At 56.3% G+C, this 16470-nt stretch carries 18 protein-coding genes and 1 other RNA gene; 12 read left to right on the top strand and 7 right to left on the bottom strand.

Annotated features, from left to right (window positions below; all coding sequences use genetic code 11):
• Position 1 precedes the first annotated feature (1 nt).
• The gene (locus ACR0JE_RS00425; protein ID WP_480862226.1) at positions 2 to 793 is read right to left on the bottom strand and encodes a DUF2182 domain-containing protein; all 792 of its coding nucleotides are present in this window, start codon (positions 791 to 793) and stop codon (positions 2 to 4) included.
• Between the two features lie 86 nt (positions 794 to 879).
• On the opposite strand from ACR0JE_RS00425, the gene ACR0JE_RS00420 reads away from it, so the two are divergent.
• The 7 genes from ACR0JE_RS00420 (at position 880) to ACR0JE_RS00390 (ending at position 5691) form a co-directional block, all read left to right on the top strand.
• On the top strand, positions 880 to 1611 hold the full coding sequence (locus tag ACR0JE_RS00420) for a FadR/GntR family transcriptional regulator (protein WP_480862224.1): 732 nt from the start codon (positions 880 to 882) through the stop codon (positions 1609 to 1611).
• Between the two features lie 69 nt (positions 1612 to 1680).
• Entirely contained in the window at positions 1681 to 2043 is a 363-nt protein-coding gene (locus ACR0JE_RS00415; RefSeq protein WP_480862222.1) for a DUF4345 family protein, read from the top strand.
• A gap of 36 nt (positions 2044 to 2079) precedes the next feature.
• Positions 2080 to 2427, top strand: a transfer-messenger RNA (tmRNA) gene (ssrA, locus tag ACR0JE_RS00410).
• A 102-nt stretch (positions 2428 to 2529) separates the two neighbouring features.
• Positions 2530 to 2961 (top strand): ester cyclase, encoded by a 432-nt coding sequence (locus tag ACR0JE_RS00405; RefSeq protein WP_480541584.1) that lies wholly within the window; start codon positions 2530 to 2532, stop codon positions 2959 to 2961.
• 129 nt (positions 2962 to 3090) lie between these two features.
• Entirely contained in the window at positions 3091 to 3906 is an 816-nt protein-coding gene (locus tag ACR0JE_RS00400) for a chromate resistance protein ChrB domain-containing protein (protein ID WP_480862220.1), read from the top strand.
• Positions 3903 to 5156: a chromate efflux transporter gene (gene chrA, locus ACR0JE_RS00395; protein WP_480862219.1), complete on the top strand. Its 1254-nt coding sequence runs from the start codon at positions 3903 to 3905 to the stop codon at positions 5154 to 5156. Before ACR0JE_RS00400 ends, chrA begins: the two co-directional genes overlap by 4 nt.
• Positions 5157 to 5232: 76 nt before the next feature.
• Entirely contained in the window at positions 5233 to 5691 is a 459-nt protein-coding gene (locus tag ACR0JE_RS00390; RefSeq protein WP_480549315.1) for an SspB family protein, read from the top strand.
• Positions 5692 to 5719: 28 nt separating this feature from the next.
• Here the strand turns inward: ACR0JE_RS00390 and ACR0JE_RS00385 are convergent, their stop codons facing one another.
• Positions 5720 to 6283 carry a hypothetical protein gene (locus tag ACR0JE_RS00385; RefSeq protein ID WP_480862217.1) on the bottom strand — a complete coding sequence of 188 codons (564 nt, stop codon included), beginning with the start codon at positions 6281 to 6283 and terminating at the stop codon, positions 5720 to 5722.
• A 205-nt stretch (positions 6284 to 6488) separates the two neighbouring features.
• On the opposite strand from ACR0JE_RS00385, the gene fumC reads away from it, so the two are divergent.
• Genes fumC through ACR0JE_RS00365 form a run of 4 tightly spaced genes read left to right on the top strand, consistent with a single transcriptional unit; the run spans position 6489 to position 8939 of the window.
• Positions 6489 to 7883 carry a class II fumarate hydratase gene (gene fumC / locus ACR0JE_RS00380; protein WP_480862215.1) on the top strand — a complete coding sequence of 465 codons (1395 nt, stop codon included), beginning with the start codon at positions 6489 to 6491 and terminating at the stop codon, positions 7881 to 7883.
• A complete protein-coding gene (locus ACR0JE_RS00375; protein ID WP_480862214.1) occupies positions 7883 to 8059 on the top strand; it encodes a DUF4169 family protein in 177 nt (58 codons plus the stop codon). Before fumC ends, ACR0JE_RS00375 begins: the two co-directional genes overlap by 1 nt.
• Complete coding sequence (locus tag ACR0JE_RS00370) at positions 8056 to 8277, top strand: ribbon-helix-helix domain-containing protein (protein WP_480862213.1); 222 nt, start codon at positions 8056 to 8058, stop codon at positions 8275 to 8277. Before ACR0JE_RS00375 ends, ACR0JE_RS00370 begins: the two co-directional genes overlap by 4 nt.
• Positions 8278 to 8336: 59 nt before the next feature.
• Positions 8337 to 8939 (top strand): DNA-3-methyladenine glycosylase I, encoded by a 603-nt coding sequence (locus ACR0JE_RS00365; RefSeq protein WP_480862211.1) that lies wholly within the window; start codon positions 8337 to 8339, stop codon positions 8937 to 8939.
• Positions 8940 to 8942: 3 nt separating this feature from the next.
• On the opposite strand, the gene ACR0JE_RS00360 is transcribed toward ACR0JE_RS00365, so the two are convergent.
• The 4 genes from ACR0JE_RS00360 to ACR0JE_RS00345 all read right to left on the bottom strand — a co-directional run bounded on the left by ACR0JE_RS00360 (position 8943) and on the right by ACR0JE_RS00345 (position 13263).
• Positions 8943 to 9824, bottom strand: coding sequence for a fructose bisphosphate aldolase (locus ACR0JE_RS00360; protein WP_480862209.1), 882 nt, complete (start codon positions 9822 to 9824; stop codon positions 8943 to 8945).
• Between the two features lie 70 nt (positions 9825 to 9894).
• The gene (locus tag ACR0JE_RS00355) at positions 9895 to 11244 is read right to left on the bottom strand and encodes a cytochrome P450 (protein ID WP_480862207.1); all 1350 of its coding nucleotides are present in this window, start codon (positions 11242 to 11244) and stop codon (positions 9895 to 9897) included.
• Positions 11241 to 12455, bottom strand: coding sequence for a hypothetical protein (locus tag ACR0JE_RS00350; protein WP_480862205.1), 1215 nt, complete (start codon positions 12453 to 12455; stop codon positions 11241 to 11243). The genes ACR0JE_RS00355 and ACR0JE_RS00350 overlap by 4 nt, the downstream gene beginning before the upstream one ends.
• Before the next feature lie 55 nt (positions 12456 to 12510).
• The gene (locus tag ACR0JE_RS00345; protein ID WP_480549331.1) at positions 12511 to 13263 is read right to left on the bottom strand and encodes a cytochrome c biogenesis CcdA family protein; all 753 of its coding nucleotides are present in this window, start codon (positions 13261 to 13263) and stop codon (positions 12511 to 12513) included.
• A gap of 105 nt (positions 13264 to 13368) precedes the next feature.
• Here ACR0JE_RS00345 and ACR0JE_RS00340 point away from each other — a divergent pair, with 105 nt between their 5' ends.
• The gene (locus ACR0JE_RS00340; protein ID WP_480498428.1) at positions 13369 to 13602 is read left to right on the top strand and encodes a sulfurtransferase TusA family protein; all 234 of its coding nucleotides are present in this window, start codon (positions 13369 to 13371) and stop codon (positions 13600 to 13602) included.
• 58 nt (positions 13603 to 13660) lie between these two features.
• Here the strand turns inward: ACR0JE_RS00340 and ACR0JE_RS00335 are convergent, their stop codons facing one another.
• Positions 13661 to 16417: an Rne/Rng family ribonuclease gene (locus tag ACR0JE_RS00335; RefSeq protein ID WP_480862772.1), complete on the bottom strand. Its 2757-nt coding sequence runs from the start codon at positions 16415 to 16417 to the stop codon at positions 13661 to 13663.
• Positions 16418 to 16470: the final 53 nt, after the last annotated feature.

Raw genomic sequence — 16470 nt, 5'->3', positions numbered from 1 at the left:
CTTATCCTCCGTAGCTCAGGGGGAACGCCAGTAACAGCACACCACCTGCAATCAATAGAAACCCCATGGGCCGCGTCACGCGGTGCCCGATCTGGGGCAATTTCTCCAACACCATGAACACAGTCGCCAGACCCATCCAAAGCAAGCTCATGACGCCGCCCACAAAGCCGAGCGCCATGAAACCCCAGCAACATCCGACACAGAACGTGCCTAGGTCCAAGCCCATGCGCACTCCGCCGGTGAAGCCTGTTTTCCAATGTCCCAGAAAGTAAGTCATGGGTGCGTGGCACACCCCATGGCACACCTCTTTCACGCGCGAGAACTGGAATGTGCCAACAACAATCATTAGCCCACCGGCGACCCAGCCGGATTTGGCAATCCCCAGCATATCGACCACCCCGCCGAACAGCAAAACAAGTTGAACCCCGGTGATCAAAGCCGCAAATCCGACCCAGACGACCGCATATCCAGCCAGCACGCCCAGCCATCCGGCGCGCGTTCCATTGGCGCTGTTTATCAGATCATCGTAGCTGCGCAGGGTTGGCACCAGGGTCGGCAGCATCATCGCTGCCATCATGATGGCCCACATCCAAAACAACGGCCCGAACTCGGCCATGGGCATATACATGTCCATCCGCGGGTCCATCGCCGCCATGGCCTGACCCATCGGACCGGGCCGACCGATCCAGTCCAGATCCATCTCGCGGCTCATCGAGAACATCATCCACCACGCCCACAGGATGGCTGCGTAAAAGCCCAGCCACATTCCAGTGCGTAGAACCGCGCGACTCATGCGCCCCTCCCGACTCAGTTCTTGCTTTTCAAATGTCAGACTTTTAAATGTCAGACAAATAAAATCTGACTTTCGGGCAAGTAATTATGAAAATCGATCCTCAGAAACCGGCTGATCTATCTGCCCAAATCGCGCAGGCCATACGGGACGCTATAATCTCAGGCCAATTGATCGTCGATGAACGCCTGCCGTCTGAGGCGGAACTTGCCGAGCAGTTTCAGGTGTCGCGCCCCACAGTGCGTGAGGCATTGAAACGATTGGCAGCACAATCGCTGATCCGCACCCAACGCGGGGCGACGGGCGGAGCCTTTGTCAATCGGCTCAGCTTTGAGGATGCTTATTCTCAGCAGATCACCACCTCGACTTTGCTATTGTCGATGAATGCGGTGCGGTTCGATACGGCGTGCGAGGCGCGGTACGCGCTGGAGCGCGCCTGTGCGCCCTTGTCGGCCAAACGTCGAACAGCGGACCAATTGGCCACGATGCGAGCCGAGATTTTCCGACAAGCCCAGCCGGGTCTAACAGACGAAGCGTTCTGCGCCTCGGATGTGGCCTTTCACCGGGCGCTTGTCGATGGTGCGGCCAATCCGGTTCTGTCCTATCAACTGGCTGGGGCGGTTGAGGCGATGCAACCCCTGATGAATATGATCACCTTCACAGCGCGCTCCCGCGAAGCGATCATCGCCTACCACACGAAAATCACAGATGCGCTGGAAGCCATGGACGCTGAGACCGTCGATTCCGCATTGGTTGAGTTGGAAACCTATACACGGCAACTGGCCCAGGATGTGGCCGAACGCAAGCGCAAGCCAGCCTGAACACACAATACCTTTCCTTTGCAAACCAATAGATTATCTGTAGCGGACTGAACAATATCTGAGGCCGATATGATCACCATCCTGAACGTTATTGCCGCGTTGCTTACAATCGGCTTTGGACTCTTTGGGTTTCTGGCCCCGGCCTACACGGCCAACGCGTTGGATCTTGCACCCACGGGCAGCACCATGGGGTTAAGCGAGATGCGCGCCTCGGTCGGCGGGTTGTTTGTTGTTACCGGGATCGCGGTGATCTGGCTGAATGCGCCGATGGCCTATACCATGCTGGGCGTGGTCTATGCCGGGGCTGCATTGGGGCGGTTCGTGTCTCTTGTGCTGGACAACCCACCGTTTGTTAAAGCCGCAACGTTTGGTGGAATCGAGCTTGTGTTGGCGATCTGGCTGATCGCAGCGAACTTCAATAAAACTGCGTAACATACTGTTAAATAAAGATCAGCGCTCATTTATTCGGGATTTGCAACCCGAAGGAACCTCCCCTATATAGGGTATGTCCTTCGGGACTATGGACATAAACGCGCTCGTAATAAGCGGATCGGACCCGGGGGCGGTACCCGGCGGCTCCACCAACCATCCTTCGTTTGAGGATTCTGGGGCCGAAATAGGATCGACGAACGTCTAAAGGGGTTAGCTTTGTCTCGGCTGTCTGCCACCGTTATCGGCGAAACTAGTACAATTGCAAACGACAATCGTGCTCCGGTTGCAGTTGCTGCGTAAGCAGTAGCAAGACCGAAACTTAAGCCCTTGCGCCTAGCCGTGTAAGGCGGGGTTCGCAGGTACCTGGCAACAGAAACCTGCATTTCCAAAACATCTTATGTCTGAGTTTAATTCTTTTTCTGCAAAGATTTAGAGTTTCTTCATCCCTTTTGCTGATTGTCGTTCCAAACAGATAGGAGAGCCGGGATGACTCACACTGATATCCTCAAAGCATGGTATGCTGAGGTTTGGGAACAGGGAAATACCGACGCGATCGATCAGTATTTCGCACCGGATACAATGGCAGAAGGGTTGATCCCTGAAATGCAGGTCGGTGCGGATGACTTCCGCGATCTCGTTATGGCATTTCGGCATATTCTGGGTGAGATTTCTGTTGAAATGCCCAAGATCATCGAAAACGGTAACTGGGTATCGGCAATCCTGCATGTCAAAACCTTCCGCGCCGACAATGGCGCACCGCTGGAGGTGACAGGCCAAGTCATGGCGCGCTTCAAAGATGACAAAATGGTCGAGGCCTACAATCAGTTTGATTTTGTCTCGCTTTTCGAACAGCTTGGTCAGTTTCCACAGGATACGCTGCCCGTTTGTATGACCGGCCAACGGTTGGATTGGGCCTAAGTCACCGCCGTACAATCTTGACCCTTTGGTTGCTTGCACGTTAGCAAGGGCCATGGGGTAAGATTGCGAACGCCCCGTGAGGCGCCAGCCCAAGTTTCGCATGTATCCGAGATTGCAAGGAAACATGCCATGGCATCGCCGAACTCAATTACCCCAAAGCAACTGTTGCGTCTGATCGGAACACCTCAGGCCCCGATGCTTATCGATATCTGCGTGGACGAAGATTTTGAGGCCGACCCGTTTCTGATCCCCGGATCGGGCCGACATCCGGCTTCCGATATTGACGGTCTGATAAAACGTGTTGGGAACCATGACAGCGTGATTATCTGCCAAAAGGGTAAGAAACTCAGCCAAGGTATCGTCTCGTGGCTGCGTGGCGAAGGTTGCAAGGCTGAGTATCTTGAAGGTGGCATGTACGCCTGGCGGGACTTGCCGGGAAATCTGCGTATACCAGCGGCATCTTTGCCGCGCTCAATAGATCGACATACTGTCTGGGTGACGCGGCACCGACCAAAGATAGATCGTATCGCCTGCCCCTGGCTGATCCGGCGTTTTGTTGACCCGAAAGCTAAGTTCTTATTCGTCGCGCCCTCCGAAGTTGAAAGCGTGGCGGAAAAGTTCAACGCGACGCCATTTGATGTTGAAAACACAGAATGGAGCCATCAAGGCGACCGCTGCACGTTCGACACCATACTCGACAAGCTATACCTGCGATCGGATGCTCTCGACCGGCTTTCGACTGTGGTTCGGGCGGCTGATACTAATCGCCACGACCTCGCCCCTGAGGCTGCTGGCTTACTGGCGGTTTCGGTTGGTTTGTCCCGGCAATACCGCGACGATCACCAAAACCTTGAGGCGGGACTGCATCTCTATGATGCGCTGTACCGTTGGGCCCGTGACGGGTTTGGTGAAACCCACGACTGGCCAACGGACCGGAAGTCATGACGCCAACACTCCGCGATCTGATACGCGTATTCGGCAGGATCGGGCTGCTGTCCTTTGGTGGCCCAGCCGCTCAGATCTCGCTGATGCATCAGGAACTGGTCGAACGCCGCCCCTGGCTGGATGAACAAACCTATCTGCGCGCCTTATCGCTATGCATGTTGCTTCCGGGCCCCGAAGCCATGCAGCTTGCCACCTATGCCGGTTGGCGGTTGCGCGGGGTCATGGGTGGATTGATCGCTGGAACGCTGTTTGTGCTGCCAGGAGCCCTTGTGATCGCGGTTCTTGTCGCGCTTTATGCGGCCTTTGGCGATCTGCCACTGGTTCAGGCAGGGTTTCTTGGGATCAAGGCCACCGTGATCGTTATCGTTCTGCAAGCCCTGCGAAACCTGTCGCGCAAGGCTTTGAATGACACCCAGCACCGCGTTCTCGCAGCCTTGGGTTTTCTGGGGATATTTCTGTTCAACATCCCGTTTCCACTAATTATTCTGGCAGCGGCCTGTTGGGGCTATGCCTCATTCAGAGGTTCTGCATCGCAAGAACAAGCACCTCCTGCCCCTACTCTTGCCAATCCCTTTCGCACTGCCGCGATCTGGCTGACGCTGTGGCTTGGGCCGCTGATTGCGCTGTCGCTGTCCGGGCAGCAATTGCTGAGCGATCTAGGTTGGTTCTTTGCTCGTCTGGCCGTTGTGACCTTTGGCGGGGCCTATGCTGTACTGGCCTATATGACTCAGACCGTCGTGGACCAGTACAACTGGATCAGCACGGGCCAAATGATCGATGCGCTGGGCCTTGCAGAAACCACCCCTGGACCCCTGATCCTGGTTACCCAGTTTGTGGCGATGCTGACGGGGCAAATCAGCGGTGGGCTTTCGTTGGCGCTAGCTGCGGGTGCGGTGGCGCTATGGGCAACATTTGTACCCTGCTTTCTTTGGATTTTCGTAGCCGCCCCCTATCTGGACCGGCTGGCTTCAAGACCACGGCTGGCCGCAGCGCTGCATGGAATCACGGCCTCGGTCGTAGGCGTGATTCTGAACCTGTCACTATGGTTTGCCCTGAACGTCTTGTTCCATGATATATCCCAGTTTCAATGGGGCCCACTTTCGCTTCCTGTTCCAGGTTTCGGATCACTGAATTTCACCGCGCTGTTGCTCACTTTTGTAGCTGGGGTGTTGATTCTTAGGGCAAATCTGGGAATGGCCACGGTGTTGACGCTGATGATGGGCGCGGGAATTTGCTTTCATCTGCTCTGATCAATCCGGCGATTCCTGCCCTTTCGTTTCCGGTTAAAACGCCTATGCTGGGGACGACCACTTTCGAGGATGCCCCATGTCGCAAGACATTGACTATGGAAACCTGATGCACACTGCCATGCGCGGTCTCATCAAAACCGTTTTGACCGACGTGTCCGAAACCGGGCTGCCCGGTGCCCACCACTTTTTCATTACCTTTGACACCCGCGAACCGGGTGTGCAAATCGCGGAATGGCTGCATGAGCGCTATCCCGAAGAGATGACAATCGTGATGCAGCACTGGTTCGAAAACCTTGAGGTCGGGGATACCGGTTTTGCCATCACGCTAAATTTCGGTGACGCGCCCGAACCGCTGTATATCCCCTACGCGGCGATCAAGACATTCGTTGATCCTTCAGTTGAATTTGGCCTTCGCTTTGAAAGCCCCGAGGATGAATTGGACGAGGACGAACTTGTCGAAGAGACGATCGAGGTTGAAGACCCCGAAGAACATCACGACGCTGATGTGGTCTCGCTGGACAGCTTCCGCAAATAGTCTTCTAAACCCCGCCGCAACGCGGGGTTTATTGCTTTTTCAGGAAAGTTTCGACTGAGCGCGATTTTTTCCCATCGAGAAAGCGCGAGAATGACAGGTTCAGCCCGCCATCAGCCAATGTCCGGTCATATTGCTGCAACTCGTACCCGCCGGATTCGTTGATAAACAGCGAAAACACGGTCAGAGTATCACCTTCGATCCGGCCCCAGACAAAGGGTTCACCCTGCATCGGGTCCAGTGGCACCTCATGCCCAAATACATTGCGTTTCATCGCAGCCGAGAACACATCGGGCCGCTCGGAGGTTTGGAAATCAATCGAGAATTTCTGCTCTTTCACCCGCCCATCGGCCTTGTAGGTGGTGGTTTTCCAGCTGACATTGAACCCGTTTTTAGTGTCGTGGATGGAAACGCTCATATCCCGGGGGGTTGATGTACCATCCGCATCCACCACATTCGCCGATCCGATATAATCCCCGACAAAGGGCTCGATATTGGCGGCATGGGCAGCAATGTTCAGCAGCCCAAGCCACAGAGTTGCAACCAAAACCGCCGCCATGGATTTCAAGGGCACAAACCTTAGGGTACCGGGCATCTCGTCCTCCTCAACAGAAGCCTGTTTATTCTAGCTAAGCATGATCGCTGCACAATGCCACAATCCCTTGTTGCAAGAGCAAAATGACGCAGCCCGGCGCTATACCTTTGGCAGCCTTAGGGCTAAGGTGCGCGCAACTAGCCGATTGCGCGATACGCTTAAGGCAGCTAAACGGCATACGACTGCATACCAGACGGAGTACCCGATGTCTCAGACCCGCACCGAAACCGACAGCTTTGGCCCGCTAGAGGTTCCTGCCGATAAATATTGGGGCGCGCAAACACAGCGCTCGATCATGAACTTCCCCATCGGGTGGGAGAAACAGCCCGTCGCCATCGTGCGTGCGCTGGGCGTGATCAAGAAAGCATGCGCGATTGAAAACAAGGCAACCGGCAAACTGGATGCCAGGATCGCCGATGCGATCATTCAGGCCGCAGGTGAGGTGATTGAAGGCAAGTTCGACGACAACTTCCCGTTGGTCGTATGGCAGACCGGGTCCGGCACGCAGTCCAACATGAACTCAAACGAGGTCATCGCCAACCGCGCCATCGAGATTCTGGGCGGCGTTATCGGCTCGAAAGACCCGGTGCACCCCAATGACCACTGCAACATGGGCCAGTCGTCGAACGACACATTCCCGACCGCCATGCATATCGCCACTGCCATGAGCGTGCGCGACGTGCTGCTGCCGGGCCTTGAGAAGCTGGCCTCGGGCCTTGAACAAAAGGCTGGTGAATTCAAAGACATCATCAAGATCGGTCGGACCCATACGCAGGACGCAACGCCTCTGACACTGGGGCAGGAATTCGGTGGCTATGCCCATCAGATCCGTCAAGGGATTGCCCGTGTTCACGCAGCGATGCCGGGGATTTATGAACTGGCGCAAGGCGGAACCGCTGTTGGCACCGGCCTGAATACGCAGAACGGCTGGAGTGAGGCCGTTGCAGGCCATATGGCCGAGATCACCGGCCTGCCCTTCGTAACCGCGCCGAACAAGTTCGAAGCGCTGGCCGCCCATGACGCCATGGTCTTTCTGTCAGGCGCTTTGGCAACGATTGCAGGCAGTTGCTACAAGATCGCCAACGATATCCGGTTCTTGGGCTCTGGTCCCCGCTCCGGTCTGGGTGAACTGATCCTACCCGAGAATGAGCCCGGATCATCAATCATGCCGGGCAAGGTGAACCCGACCCAGGCCGAGGCGCTGACACAGGTCGCGGCCCATGTGATGGGCAACAACGCCGCGATGACCTTCGCCGGGTCGCAGGGTCATTTCGAGTTGAACGTCTACAACCCGATGATGTCCTACAACCTGTTGCAATCGATCCAACTGTTGGGCGACGCTGCCGACAGCTTCACCGAACGAATGCTGCTGGGCATCAAGGCCAACGAGCCGCGCATCGACAAGCTGATGAAGGAATCGCTGATGCTGGTTACCGCGCTGGCGCCCACGATCGGTTATGACAACGCAACCACGGTTGCGAAAACGGCCCACAAGAACGGCACCACGCTGAAGGAAGAGGCTATCGCCCTGGGCTTTGTGGATGAGGCGACCTTTGATGCCGTTGTTCGGCCAGAACAGATGATCGGCCCGAAAGATTGATGGGCAAGCCGGTCAATCTGAACCGGTACCGAAAGGAAAAAGCGCGGGCCGAGAAAAAGGCCCGCGCAGATCAGAACGCTGTCGCCTTTGGGCGGAGCAAAGCCGAAAAAGACGTCGTGAAACTGCGGCAAAACAAGCAGAAACGCGATCTCGACAATCATGAGTTGGACGAATGAGCGGTCGACCTGTCAAACGCTCTCTGACACTCAAAGGACATCGCACATCGGTGTCGCTGGAGGATGAATTCTGGCGGGCATTTCGAGATATCGCGCTTGAAAAAGATCAGCCAATCAATGCCTTGGCCGCTGAGATTGATGTCGATCGGGATCCGGAAACGGGTCTTGCCTCAGCCATTCGTGTTTTCATTCTAAACTGGTATCGCGACAAGCTTTGACCCTTGCCAGCCGCGCCATGATAGGTGTAGCGTCAAATTGGAACAAAAGGGGTACATTCATGAGCGACACCTTTATTGGCCCGGATGATCAACCCAGATGTGCCTGGGCCAAGGCCGCGCCGGAATTTCTGGAGTATCACGATAATGAGTGGGGTTATCCCGTGGCCGATGACCAGCGGTTGTTCGAAAAAATCTGCCTCGAGAGCTTTCAGTCCGGTCTCAGTTGGCTGACGATCCTGCGCAAGCGTGAGAACTTTCGCGCGGCTTTTTGTGATTTTAATTTCAACAAGATGGCCGCGTTTTCTGATGCAGATGTCGAGCGCCTGTTACAGGACACTGGCATCATCCGTCATCGTGGCAAAATCAAAGCTGTGATCAACAACGCCCGCCGCGCGCAGGACCTAGCGGCCTCTGAAGGCTCCTTTGCGGCCTATGTCTGGCGGTTCGAGCCAGAAACCCCTCCGCCGCCGCAAACCGCGTCAACCTCAGCAGAATCCATCGCCATGTCCAAAGATCTTAAAAAACGCGGGTGGAAGTTCGTGGGGCCCACCACCGTCTTTGCCTTTATGCAAGCGATGGGGTTGATCAATGATCACGCCGAAGGCTGCGCCTTTCGGGAAAAAGCGGCGCAGATGCGCCGCGATTTTGTCAAACCCATCTAAGGTTTAGCAGGAGGCGTTAAAAATCTTGTCAATGTTCCCGCCCAGGGCTGCGTTGAACTCCGCATCAGACTGTTGCTTAGACAGCCCTTCTGTCAACGCGCGCGAGAAGGACGCGATCATCTTGCTGTTCTGATCCAGCAGATCACAGGCCTGTTCGGTCGAATAGCCGCCAGACAAGGCGACAACACGTACAACACGCGGGTGATCCGCGACCGTATCATACAGACCCGCAACGCTGGGGATCGTCAGCTTCAGCATCACATCCTGGCCTTCGCCCAGCTGGTCCAAGTTCTTGATGATCTCTGTCTTCAGGATGTCTTCGGCCTCGGCCTTGGTTTCGGAATGGATGTTCACCTCGGGCTCGATGATGGGAACCATTCCGGCGGCAAGAACTTCGCTTGCAACGTCGAATTGCTGTGCAACCACGGCTGCGATACCTTCGGCATTTGCTTCGTGAATGACTGAGCGTTCCTTGGTCCCAAACACACCTTCAGCCTTGCCCAAGGTTTCTGCCAGACCGGGAATTGGCTTCATCAACTGCACACCATTTGCCTGATCTTCCAAACCTTTGTCGATTTTTAGAAACGGCACGATGCCTTTGATCGACCACAAGTAGTCAGCCACTTTGCGGCCTTCGATTTGCTCACCCAGCGTGCGTTCAAACAGGATAGCACCAATTACTTTGTCCTTGGTGAAATCATCCGCCAGAATGATCCGCGCACGCATCTTCTGGATCTCGCCAAACATCTCGGTATCTGATCCGTAATCCGAAGCTTCCACGCCATAAAGAGCCAGCGCCTTTGGTGTCGACCCGCCGCTTTGATCCAGTGCTGCGATAAACCCTGCGCCTGTGGACATCTGCGCGCGCTGTTCTGCCTTGGACATAATGCTTTCCCGTTCAAAACTGATTCCGTTGCCCTCCGAATACAGTACGGCGTGAGGGGATGGTAGTTTGTTAGCGCTCAACCATGCGCAACCAGATGCCATCCTTTGATCTGACGGTCAGATGTGCGACGGGAACAGGTGTTTTGCCGCGGATTGTTTCGAATTTGTAGGCGCGTAGCAGCATAGACAGGATCAACGGCCCTTCAACCATAGCAAACCCAGCACCTGTGCAAACGCGGGGGCCGGCCGAGAACGGAATGTAAGCCTCTCGCTGACAGGTCTTGCCATTCTCTGTGCTCCAACGGGCGGGGTCGAACGCATCCGGATGGTCCCATAGCCTCTCCTGCCGGTGCAGGTGCCAGGGGCTTATGACGATTTGTGAGCCTTTGCGGATTTCGCGACCCCGGAACTGTTCAGGACAGCTGGCCTGCCGCACCATCATCGGAACAGGCGGATATAGGCGCAGTGCCTCGCGGAAGACATCCCTGCTGACCTTGAGGCGTGACATGGCCGCGAATGTGCGGTCGTCCAACGCCTCTGCCTCGGATGCAACCTTGTCCTGCCACTCGGGATAAAGCGCCATCAGGTACAGCGTCCACGCCAGGGCGGAGGCACTGGTTTCATGCCCTGCCAGAAAGAAGATCGCCACCTGATCGACCATCTCATCCGTGCTGAACCGCTTGCCTGTATGGGGATCAGCCGTGGTCATGATCTTCGTGGCCAGATCATCTGGTGCCCGGCCCTGTTCGATCGCGTTCGCCCGTTCTGCTGTCAGCCGACCAATCAGAGAGCGAATATCCTGTGCACTTTGGCGGGTGTTCCTGGAATGAAACCGGGGCAACCAGTGTGGGAGAGGCACAAAAGCGGCCAGGTTCAACAAAGGCTGCGCGCGCTGATAGACGCGGAATTTCTGAAAGACCTCAGTGGCGATTTCATTGTCGATTGGTACAGAAAACAACGTGCGAAAAATCACATCGGCTGCGGCGTGGCTGGTGATTTCTTCACATTCGATCTGCTGGCCTGTTTTGTCGCGCAGTCTTGCTACGCAGGCCTCGGCAGCCTCACGCATGGCCGGAAAGGTATCTTTCAGACGACCGCCCTCGAAGGCCGGATCAATGATGCGCCGCTGCCGTTTCCAGGTCTCGCCATTGGTCAGGAATACTGAGTTACCCAACAACGGCCGCAGCCCCTCGCTGATCCGACTGGATTTTGGAAAATCATCCGGTCTTTTCTTAAGGACCGTATCAATCAGATCAGGCTGGTTGATCATGTAAGATCGGAAGAACGGCGTGCGAAACTCAGCCATCCAGGCGCGATAAAGGCGCTGAGGCTGCGCCGAGAGCAAATCCCGCCGAAACAGTTTCAGATAACGCCATAATGAAACACCATCCGGGCGGGATTTTGGCTTGGGCGGCGTCATGGGCTAACGTTTCTGTATTTGGAAACCGGGGTTTCGATACGCGTTTTAGACGGCTGCCGCCCCGCAAATCGCGCACCCAGCGTCTGTGGCCCAGCGGTGATGCGGAAATAGTCATAGGTGCCAGGTTGATCAAAGGCACAGAGATATTGGAAATGCAGCCGGAAGAATTTCCAGCGCAATGCCTGCCAACGCTCAGGCGACAATGTCTGCGTGAAAGCCGCAGACAGGACCAAGGGCCAGATCTTGTCCGGCCCGGCCACACCGGAAACCGCAACCGGATCGCATAACGCAAAGGAGCATCCATCGCCAGGGGCCGAGACATCTACCCAGGTCAGATTTTCTTGAGTTGACAGAAATTGCAGATCGCCCCGCAGTTTCCTGGCATCTGGCAGGAATGACACCATCGGGACCACCTGCCCCAGGCTCAGGAATGAAAGCGCCGGACCTTCCGACGCGTGGCCATTGCCACGGATGACATCGGCCAACACCGAAACGCCCAAATGCGCCCCGGAACTGTGGCCAACCACAAGAACCTCATCCACATTGTCTTGCAAGGATGCGCTGATCAGCGCGGCGAACTGATCCAGACGATCCTGCAGTACCGCTGGCGTTTCCCCATTCAATCGCGCGGAATAGGCGTAGTCATGCATCAGGTAGTAAGCAAACAGGCGGTTGTCGATCTTCCGGAACCAACGCAACAGCAAATAGGCGAAAGCCAGAGCTGAGAGCAGTGCCCAAACGCCAATCCAAATCCCCAGTACTGCCGTTACTCCGGCCACGACGCCCAATGCGGCAAGCAGTTGTAACAGCAGCATCCCGACAGGATAAAGCGCTGCAATCACCGGCCCTTTTCTCAGCTTACGAAGACGTCGCAGCGTTCCGGTTGAGACATAAATCCAGGCCGTACGGGCAAGCTGCAGGTAGGTCCCCAGGATCGAACCGGACATGCTGTCGCGCACGATGTCAGACCAGACCAGAACCTCGATATCCGTTTGCACCTCAACCCCGTCCTGAGTTGAGGTGACATGCCAACCAAACGGCCCCTCACCTGATTTCGGCGAAATAGAGATTTCATATCCTGAAATCGCAGCCTGTTGGTGGGATTCGGTCCGATACAGCTCACGATAGCGCCGGGCAGGAATCGGGTCGTAGCCCGGGATATAGAACACCCGCCGTCTGCGCACCTGTGGCTGTTTTGTCTGACTGCTCATGGCCTTACCTTCTGCTGCGCAGGTTAACGCAGCATTGCGGCCAAGGTAAGATGGATCAGCCCAGTACCGCTAGCGCCGGGAAAGTTTCCAGCAGCCACCAGCTGAATTCGGTGAACAGACCGGTGATCAGCATGATGCCAACAAACAGCAACAGCCCGCCCATCACCTTTTCAATCGTACCCATATAGGGCTTGATCCGATTCATCACATGCATCGAGCGGTTCAGGAACATCGCTGCCAGCAGAAACGGAATGCCCAAACCTGCCGCATATACGCCCAACAGAAGCGTGCCGCGCGCGACCGAAGCCTCGGACGCGGCAAGTGACAGGATCGCCCCAAGCTGCGGGCCGATGCAGGGTGTCCACCCGAAGGCAAAGGCGAGACCCAGAATGTAGGCTCCAAATACGGACCCTCCGGAATCACCAGTTTCAACCCGCGCCTCACGATCCAAGAGCGGGATACGGAACACGTTCAGAAAATGCAGGCCAAAGATGATCACCACCGCGCCGGAAGCTTTGGCAAAAAGCTCTTGATTCTTCAGAACAAACGCCCCAAAGGCCGATGCAGTGAACCCCAGCAGCAAGAAGACGGTTGACAGACCCAGCACAAAAAACAGCGCAGACAGCGTCGCCTTGCGTCGGGCACGCGCCTCATCCTGCATCTCGTTGATGGTCACACCGCTCATATAGGCCAGGTAGGGTGGCACAATCGGCAAAACGCAGGGTGACAGAAAGCTAATCAACCCGCCGATCATGGCGATGAACATGGCAGGCAGAAGTCCCGCGTCGATGATATCTATTCCGAACATAGACCTGCACATATGGCATGAAAGCGGCTTCGTCACGGGGCCAATCAGTCACAACCTCGTGGTTGCACACTGGACACCATGGCAAAGTGGAAATATCTGACCCTTATGTCAAATCCAACTGAGACCCTTGATGCGCTTGGGCTGCTTTGCCCCCTGCCTGTGCTGAAGGCGCGCAAACGGCTGAAATCCATGCCCGGCGGCGCGGTGCTGCGCGTATTGGCTGATGACCCCGCCGCAATCGTAGATGTACCGCATTTCTGCACTGAGTCTGGCCACAAACTCGTTTCGCAAGGCGAAGAGAACGGGCATCAGGTCTATCTGATCCAGAAACAAGGCTGATCGAGGCCCGAAGAGGCAACGAAAAAGGCGGGCGCCAAACCCGCCTTTTCTATTTGGTTTAGCTGCCCAGCGACCACCAGCCGCGCCGTTTGGGTTTGGCGGGTTCGCTTGGTTGCTCTGGCTCTTCTGCCACCGTTTCCAGAACGGGTTCGGCCTGAGCTTCTTCTACGGCAGGCTCTACAACTTCTTGGGTGGAAGGTTCTGCAACCTCTTCCACAGCAACGGACTCTTCAGCTGCCTGTTCAGGTTCGTCTTGCTCCGGCGCAAGTCCCTCAGCCGGAACGGGTGCTTCTTCTACGGCCGTCTCAGCCACTTCAGGCCCTGTCGCAGATTCTGAAGGTTCAACCGAGGCATCCTCAGCCGCTTGCACTTCAGGGTCTTGCTGAACTTCGGCATCTGCCACCTCAACCTCTGCCGCAACGGGTTCGGTGTCTTTTTTCTTGCGACGCGGCGCCCGGCGGCGTTTCGGCTTGGCGGGTTTTTCCTCTTCGCCTGTGGCCTCTCGGTCTTCCTGAGCGCTTTCCGCTGGGATGTCGTCCGGCGTTACCTCTTCGGGAGTTGCCTCGGACGCGTCAGCCTCGCCATCCTGTTGCTCGCCAGAATTTCCACCCTTCTTGCGGCGACGACGGCGACGTTTACGCTTGGGCTTGACCTCTTCTTCGGCCTGAACGGTTTCGTCCTCGACCTCGTCCTCATCAGTCTCGTCAACCATATCCATCAGCGACGCATCAACAGATACAACCGGCGCGGTCGCCTCGGGCACGATCCGGCTGGCCGTCTTGAATTTCTCCATCGAGAAATCCGGGCTGACCAGATGCAAATCCCCTTCGACACGCACAGAGAGACCATAGCGCGCCTCGATCTGAGCGATATGCTCGCGCTTCTGGTTCATCAGAAAGTTGGCAATCCCAACCGGGCAACGCACCAGAACTTCGCGCGAACGGCGGCGGGTGCCTTCCTCTTCGATCTGACGCAGAATCGACAGTGCCATATTGTCGTCCGAGCGGATCAGGCCGGTGCCATGACAATGCGGGCACGGCTGCGTGGTTGCCTCCAGCATGCCGGGGCGCAGGCGCTGGCGCGACATCTCCAGCAGGCCAAAGCCCGAAATGCGGCCCACCTGGATGCGCGCACGGTCGGTTTTAAGCTTGTCTTTCAGGCGCTTCTCTACGGCCGAGTTGTTCTTGCGCTCGTCCATATCGATGAAATCGATCACGATCAGACCCGCCAGGTCGCGCAGACGCAGCTGGCGTGCCACCTCTTCCGCTGCCTCAAGGTTGGTCTTCAGCGCCGTCTCCTCGATCGAGCCTTCCTTAGTTGCTCTCCCTGAGTTCACATCAACCGCCACAAGCGCTTCGGTCACGCCGATAACGATGTAGCCACCCGATTTCAGCTGAACGGTCGGGTTGAACATCCCGGCCAGATAGCTTTCGACCTGATAGCGCGCGAATAGTGGCAACGCGTCCTCATATCGTTTCACGTTCTTGGCGTGGGACGGCATGATCATTTTCATGAAATCCTTGGCGATGCGATAGCCGCCCTCGCCTTCGACAAGAACCTCATCGATATCGCGGTTATAAAGATCACGGATCGACCGTTTGATCAGATCGCCTTCTTCATAGATCTTTGCAGGTGCGATGGATTTGAGCGTCAGCTCGCGGATCTGCTCCCACAGGCGCTGCAAATACTCATAGTCGCGCTTTATCTCGGACTTCGTGCGCTTGGCCCCCGCAGTACGGATAATCAACCCAGCGCCCGTTGGCACATCGATCTCGGCGGCGATTTCTTTCAGTTTCTTACGATCAGGTGCGTTGGTGATCTTACGGCTAATGCCGCCGCCACGGGCTGTGTTGGGCATCAGAACACAATAGCGCCCTGCCAGAGACAGATAGGTGGTCAGCGCTGCCCCTTTGTTGCCACGCTCTTCCTTGACCACCTGCACCAGCAGAACCTGACGGACCTTGATGACTTCCTGAATTTTGTACCGGCGCGGGCGGGGCTTGCGCGGCGGGCGAATATCTTCGCTGTCATCCTCGTCAGCCACAGATTCGATGGATGCGTCTTTTTCAGCCGCGTCCGATCGTGCTTCACCCTCTTCACCTTCATCGGTATCGGAGTCAGACTTGGCTTGTTCGATCTCGTTGGCAGGATCTGCCGGTTCAGATTCTGCAGCCTCTTCAGCCACCGCTTCTGCTTCGGCCTCAGATGCTTCTTCCGGCGCCGCGTCTTCCACACCCTCTTGGGTTATCTCCTCGGCAACCGTGTCATCGGAGGTCTCAACTTCATCAACCGGTTCTTCGACGGGTGTTTCGGCGACACGATCCGCAGGCGAGGTTCCTTCCTCAACCGCCAGATCCGCTTCTTCCCCCTCTTCCAGGTCGATGGTTTCCATGCCGGTCGGTTCGTTCGACACTTCAATCGAGTCAACCGCATCATCGGATTTCACATCCGCCGCTTTGGTGCGCGAGCGGCGGCGCTTTTTCGGCTTGACCTCTTCCGCCTCATCGCGCGCTCTCATCGCTTCGGCATAAGCGCGCTCTTCCTCCATCAGCGCCTCACGGTCGGCGACGGGGATCTGATAGTAATCGGGATGAATCTCAGAAAACGCCAGGAATCCATGCCGGTTCCCACCATAATCCACAAAGGCCGCCTGCAGCGACGGCTCTACCCGGGTTACTTTTGCAAGATAGATGTTGCCAGCAAGCTGGCGTTTGTTTTCGGATTCAAAATCGAACTCCTCGACCTTGTTTCCGTCGACCACCACGACGCGGGTTTCCTCCGCGTGGGTGGCATCGATAAGCATTTTCTTAGCCATGTGTCCTTGGTGCACCGCGCCAAACGCGTTGTCCTGACCTGTCCAGGCGGACA

It is taken from the genome of Ruegeria sp. H3 (assembly GCF_056533095.1).
Note: the sequence above shows the minus strand (reverse complement) of the source record. Positions and strands in the feature narration are given on the sequence as shown.

Excerpts from the sequence above, each read along its gene's own strand:
- ACR0JE_RS00425 (WP_480862226.1), bottom strand. The coding sequence starts at position 793 with ATGAGTCGCGCGGTTCTACGCACTGGAATGTGGCTGGGCTTTTACGCA.
- ACR0JE_RS00420 (WP_480862224.1), top strand. The coding sequence starts at position 880 with ATGAAAATCGATCCTCAGAAACCGGCTGATCTATCTGCCCAAATCGCG.
- ACR0JE_RS00415 (WP_480862222.1), top strand. The coding sequence starts at position 1,681 with ATGATCACCATCCTGAACGTTATTGCCGCGTTGCTTACAATCGGCTTT.
- ACR0JE_RS00405 (WP_480541584.1), top strand. The coding sequence starts at position 2,530 with ATGACTCACACTGATATCCTCAAAGCATGGTATGCTGAGGTTTGGGAA.
- ACR0JE_RS00400 (WP_480862220.1), top strand. The coding sequence starts at position 3,091 with ATGGCATCGCCGAACTCAATTACCCCAAAGCAACTGTTGCGTCTGATC.
- chrA (WP_480862219.1), top strand. The coding sequence starts at position 3,903 with ATGACGCCAACACTCCGCGATCTGATACGCGTATTCGGCAGGATCGGG.
- ACR0JE_RS00390 (WP_480549315.1), top strand. The coding sequence starts at position 5,233 with ATGTCGCAAGACATTGACTATGGAAACCTGATGCACACTGCCATGCGC.
- ACR0JE_RS00385 (WP_480862217.1), bottom strand. The coding sequence starts at position 6,283 with ATGCCCGGTACCCTAAGGTTTGTGCCCTTGAAATCCATGGCGGCGGTT.
- fumC (WP_480862215.1), top strand. The coding sequence starts at position 6,489 with ATGTCTCAGACCCGCACCGAAACCGACAGCTTTGGCCCGCTAGAGGTT.
- ACR0JE_RS00375 (WP_480862214.1), top strand. The coding sequence starts at position 7,883 with ATGGGCAAGCCGGTCAATCTGAACCGGTACCGAAAGGAAAAAGCGCGG.
- ACR0JE_RS00370 (WP_480862213.1), top strand. The coding sequence starts at position 8,056 with ATGAGCGGTCGACCTGTCAAACGCTCTCTGACACTCAAAGGACATCGC.
- ACR0JE_RS00365 (WP_480862211.1), top strand. The coding sequence starts at position 8,337 with ATGAGCGACACCTTTATTGGCCCGGATGATCAACCCAGATGTGCCTGG.
- ACR0JE_RS00360 (WP_480862209.1), bottom strand. The coding sequence starts at position 9,824 with ATGTCCAAGGCAGAACAGCGCGCGCAGATGTCCACAGGCGCAGGGTTT.
- ACR0JE_RS00355 (WP_480862207.1), bottom strand. The coding sequence starts at position 11,244 with ATGACGCCGCCCAAGCCAAAATCCCGCCCGGATGGTGTTTCATTATGG.
- ACR0JE_RS00350 (WP_480862205.1), bottom strand. The coding sequence starts at position 12,455 with ATGAGCAGTCAGACAAAACAGCCACAGGTGCGCAGACGGCGGGTGTTC.
- ACR0JE_RS00345 (WP_480549331.1), bottom strand. The coding sequence starts at position 13,263 with ATGTTCGGAATAGATATCATCGACGCGGGACTTCTGCCTGCCATGTTC.
- ACR0JE_RS00340 (WP_480498428.1), top strand. The coding sequence starts at position 13,369 with ATGTCAAATCCAACTGAGACCCTTGATGCGCTTGGGCTGCTTTGCCCC.
- ACR0JE_RS00335 (WP_480862772.1), bottom strand. The coding sequence starts at position 16,417 with ATGGCTAAGAAAATGCTTATCGATGCCACCCACGCGGAGGAAACCCGC.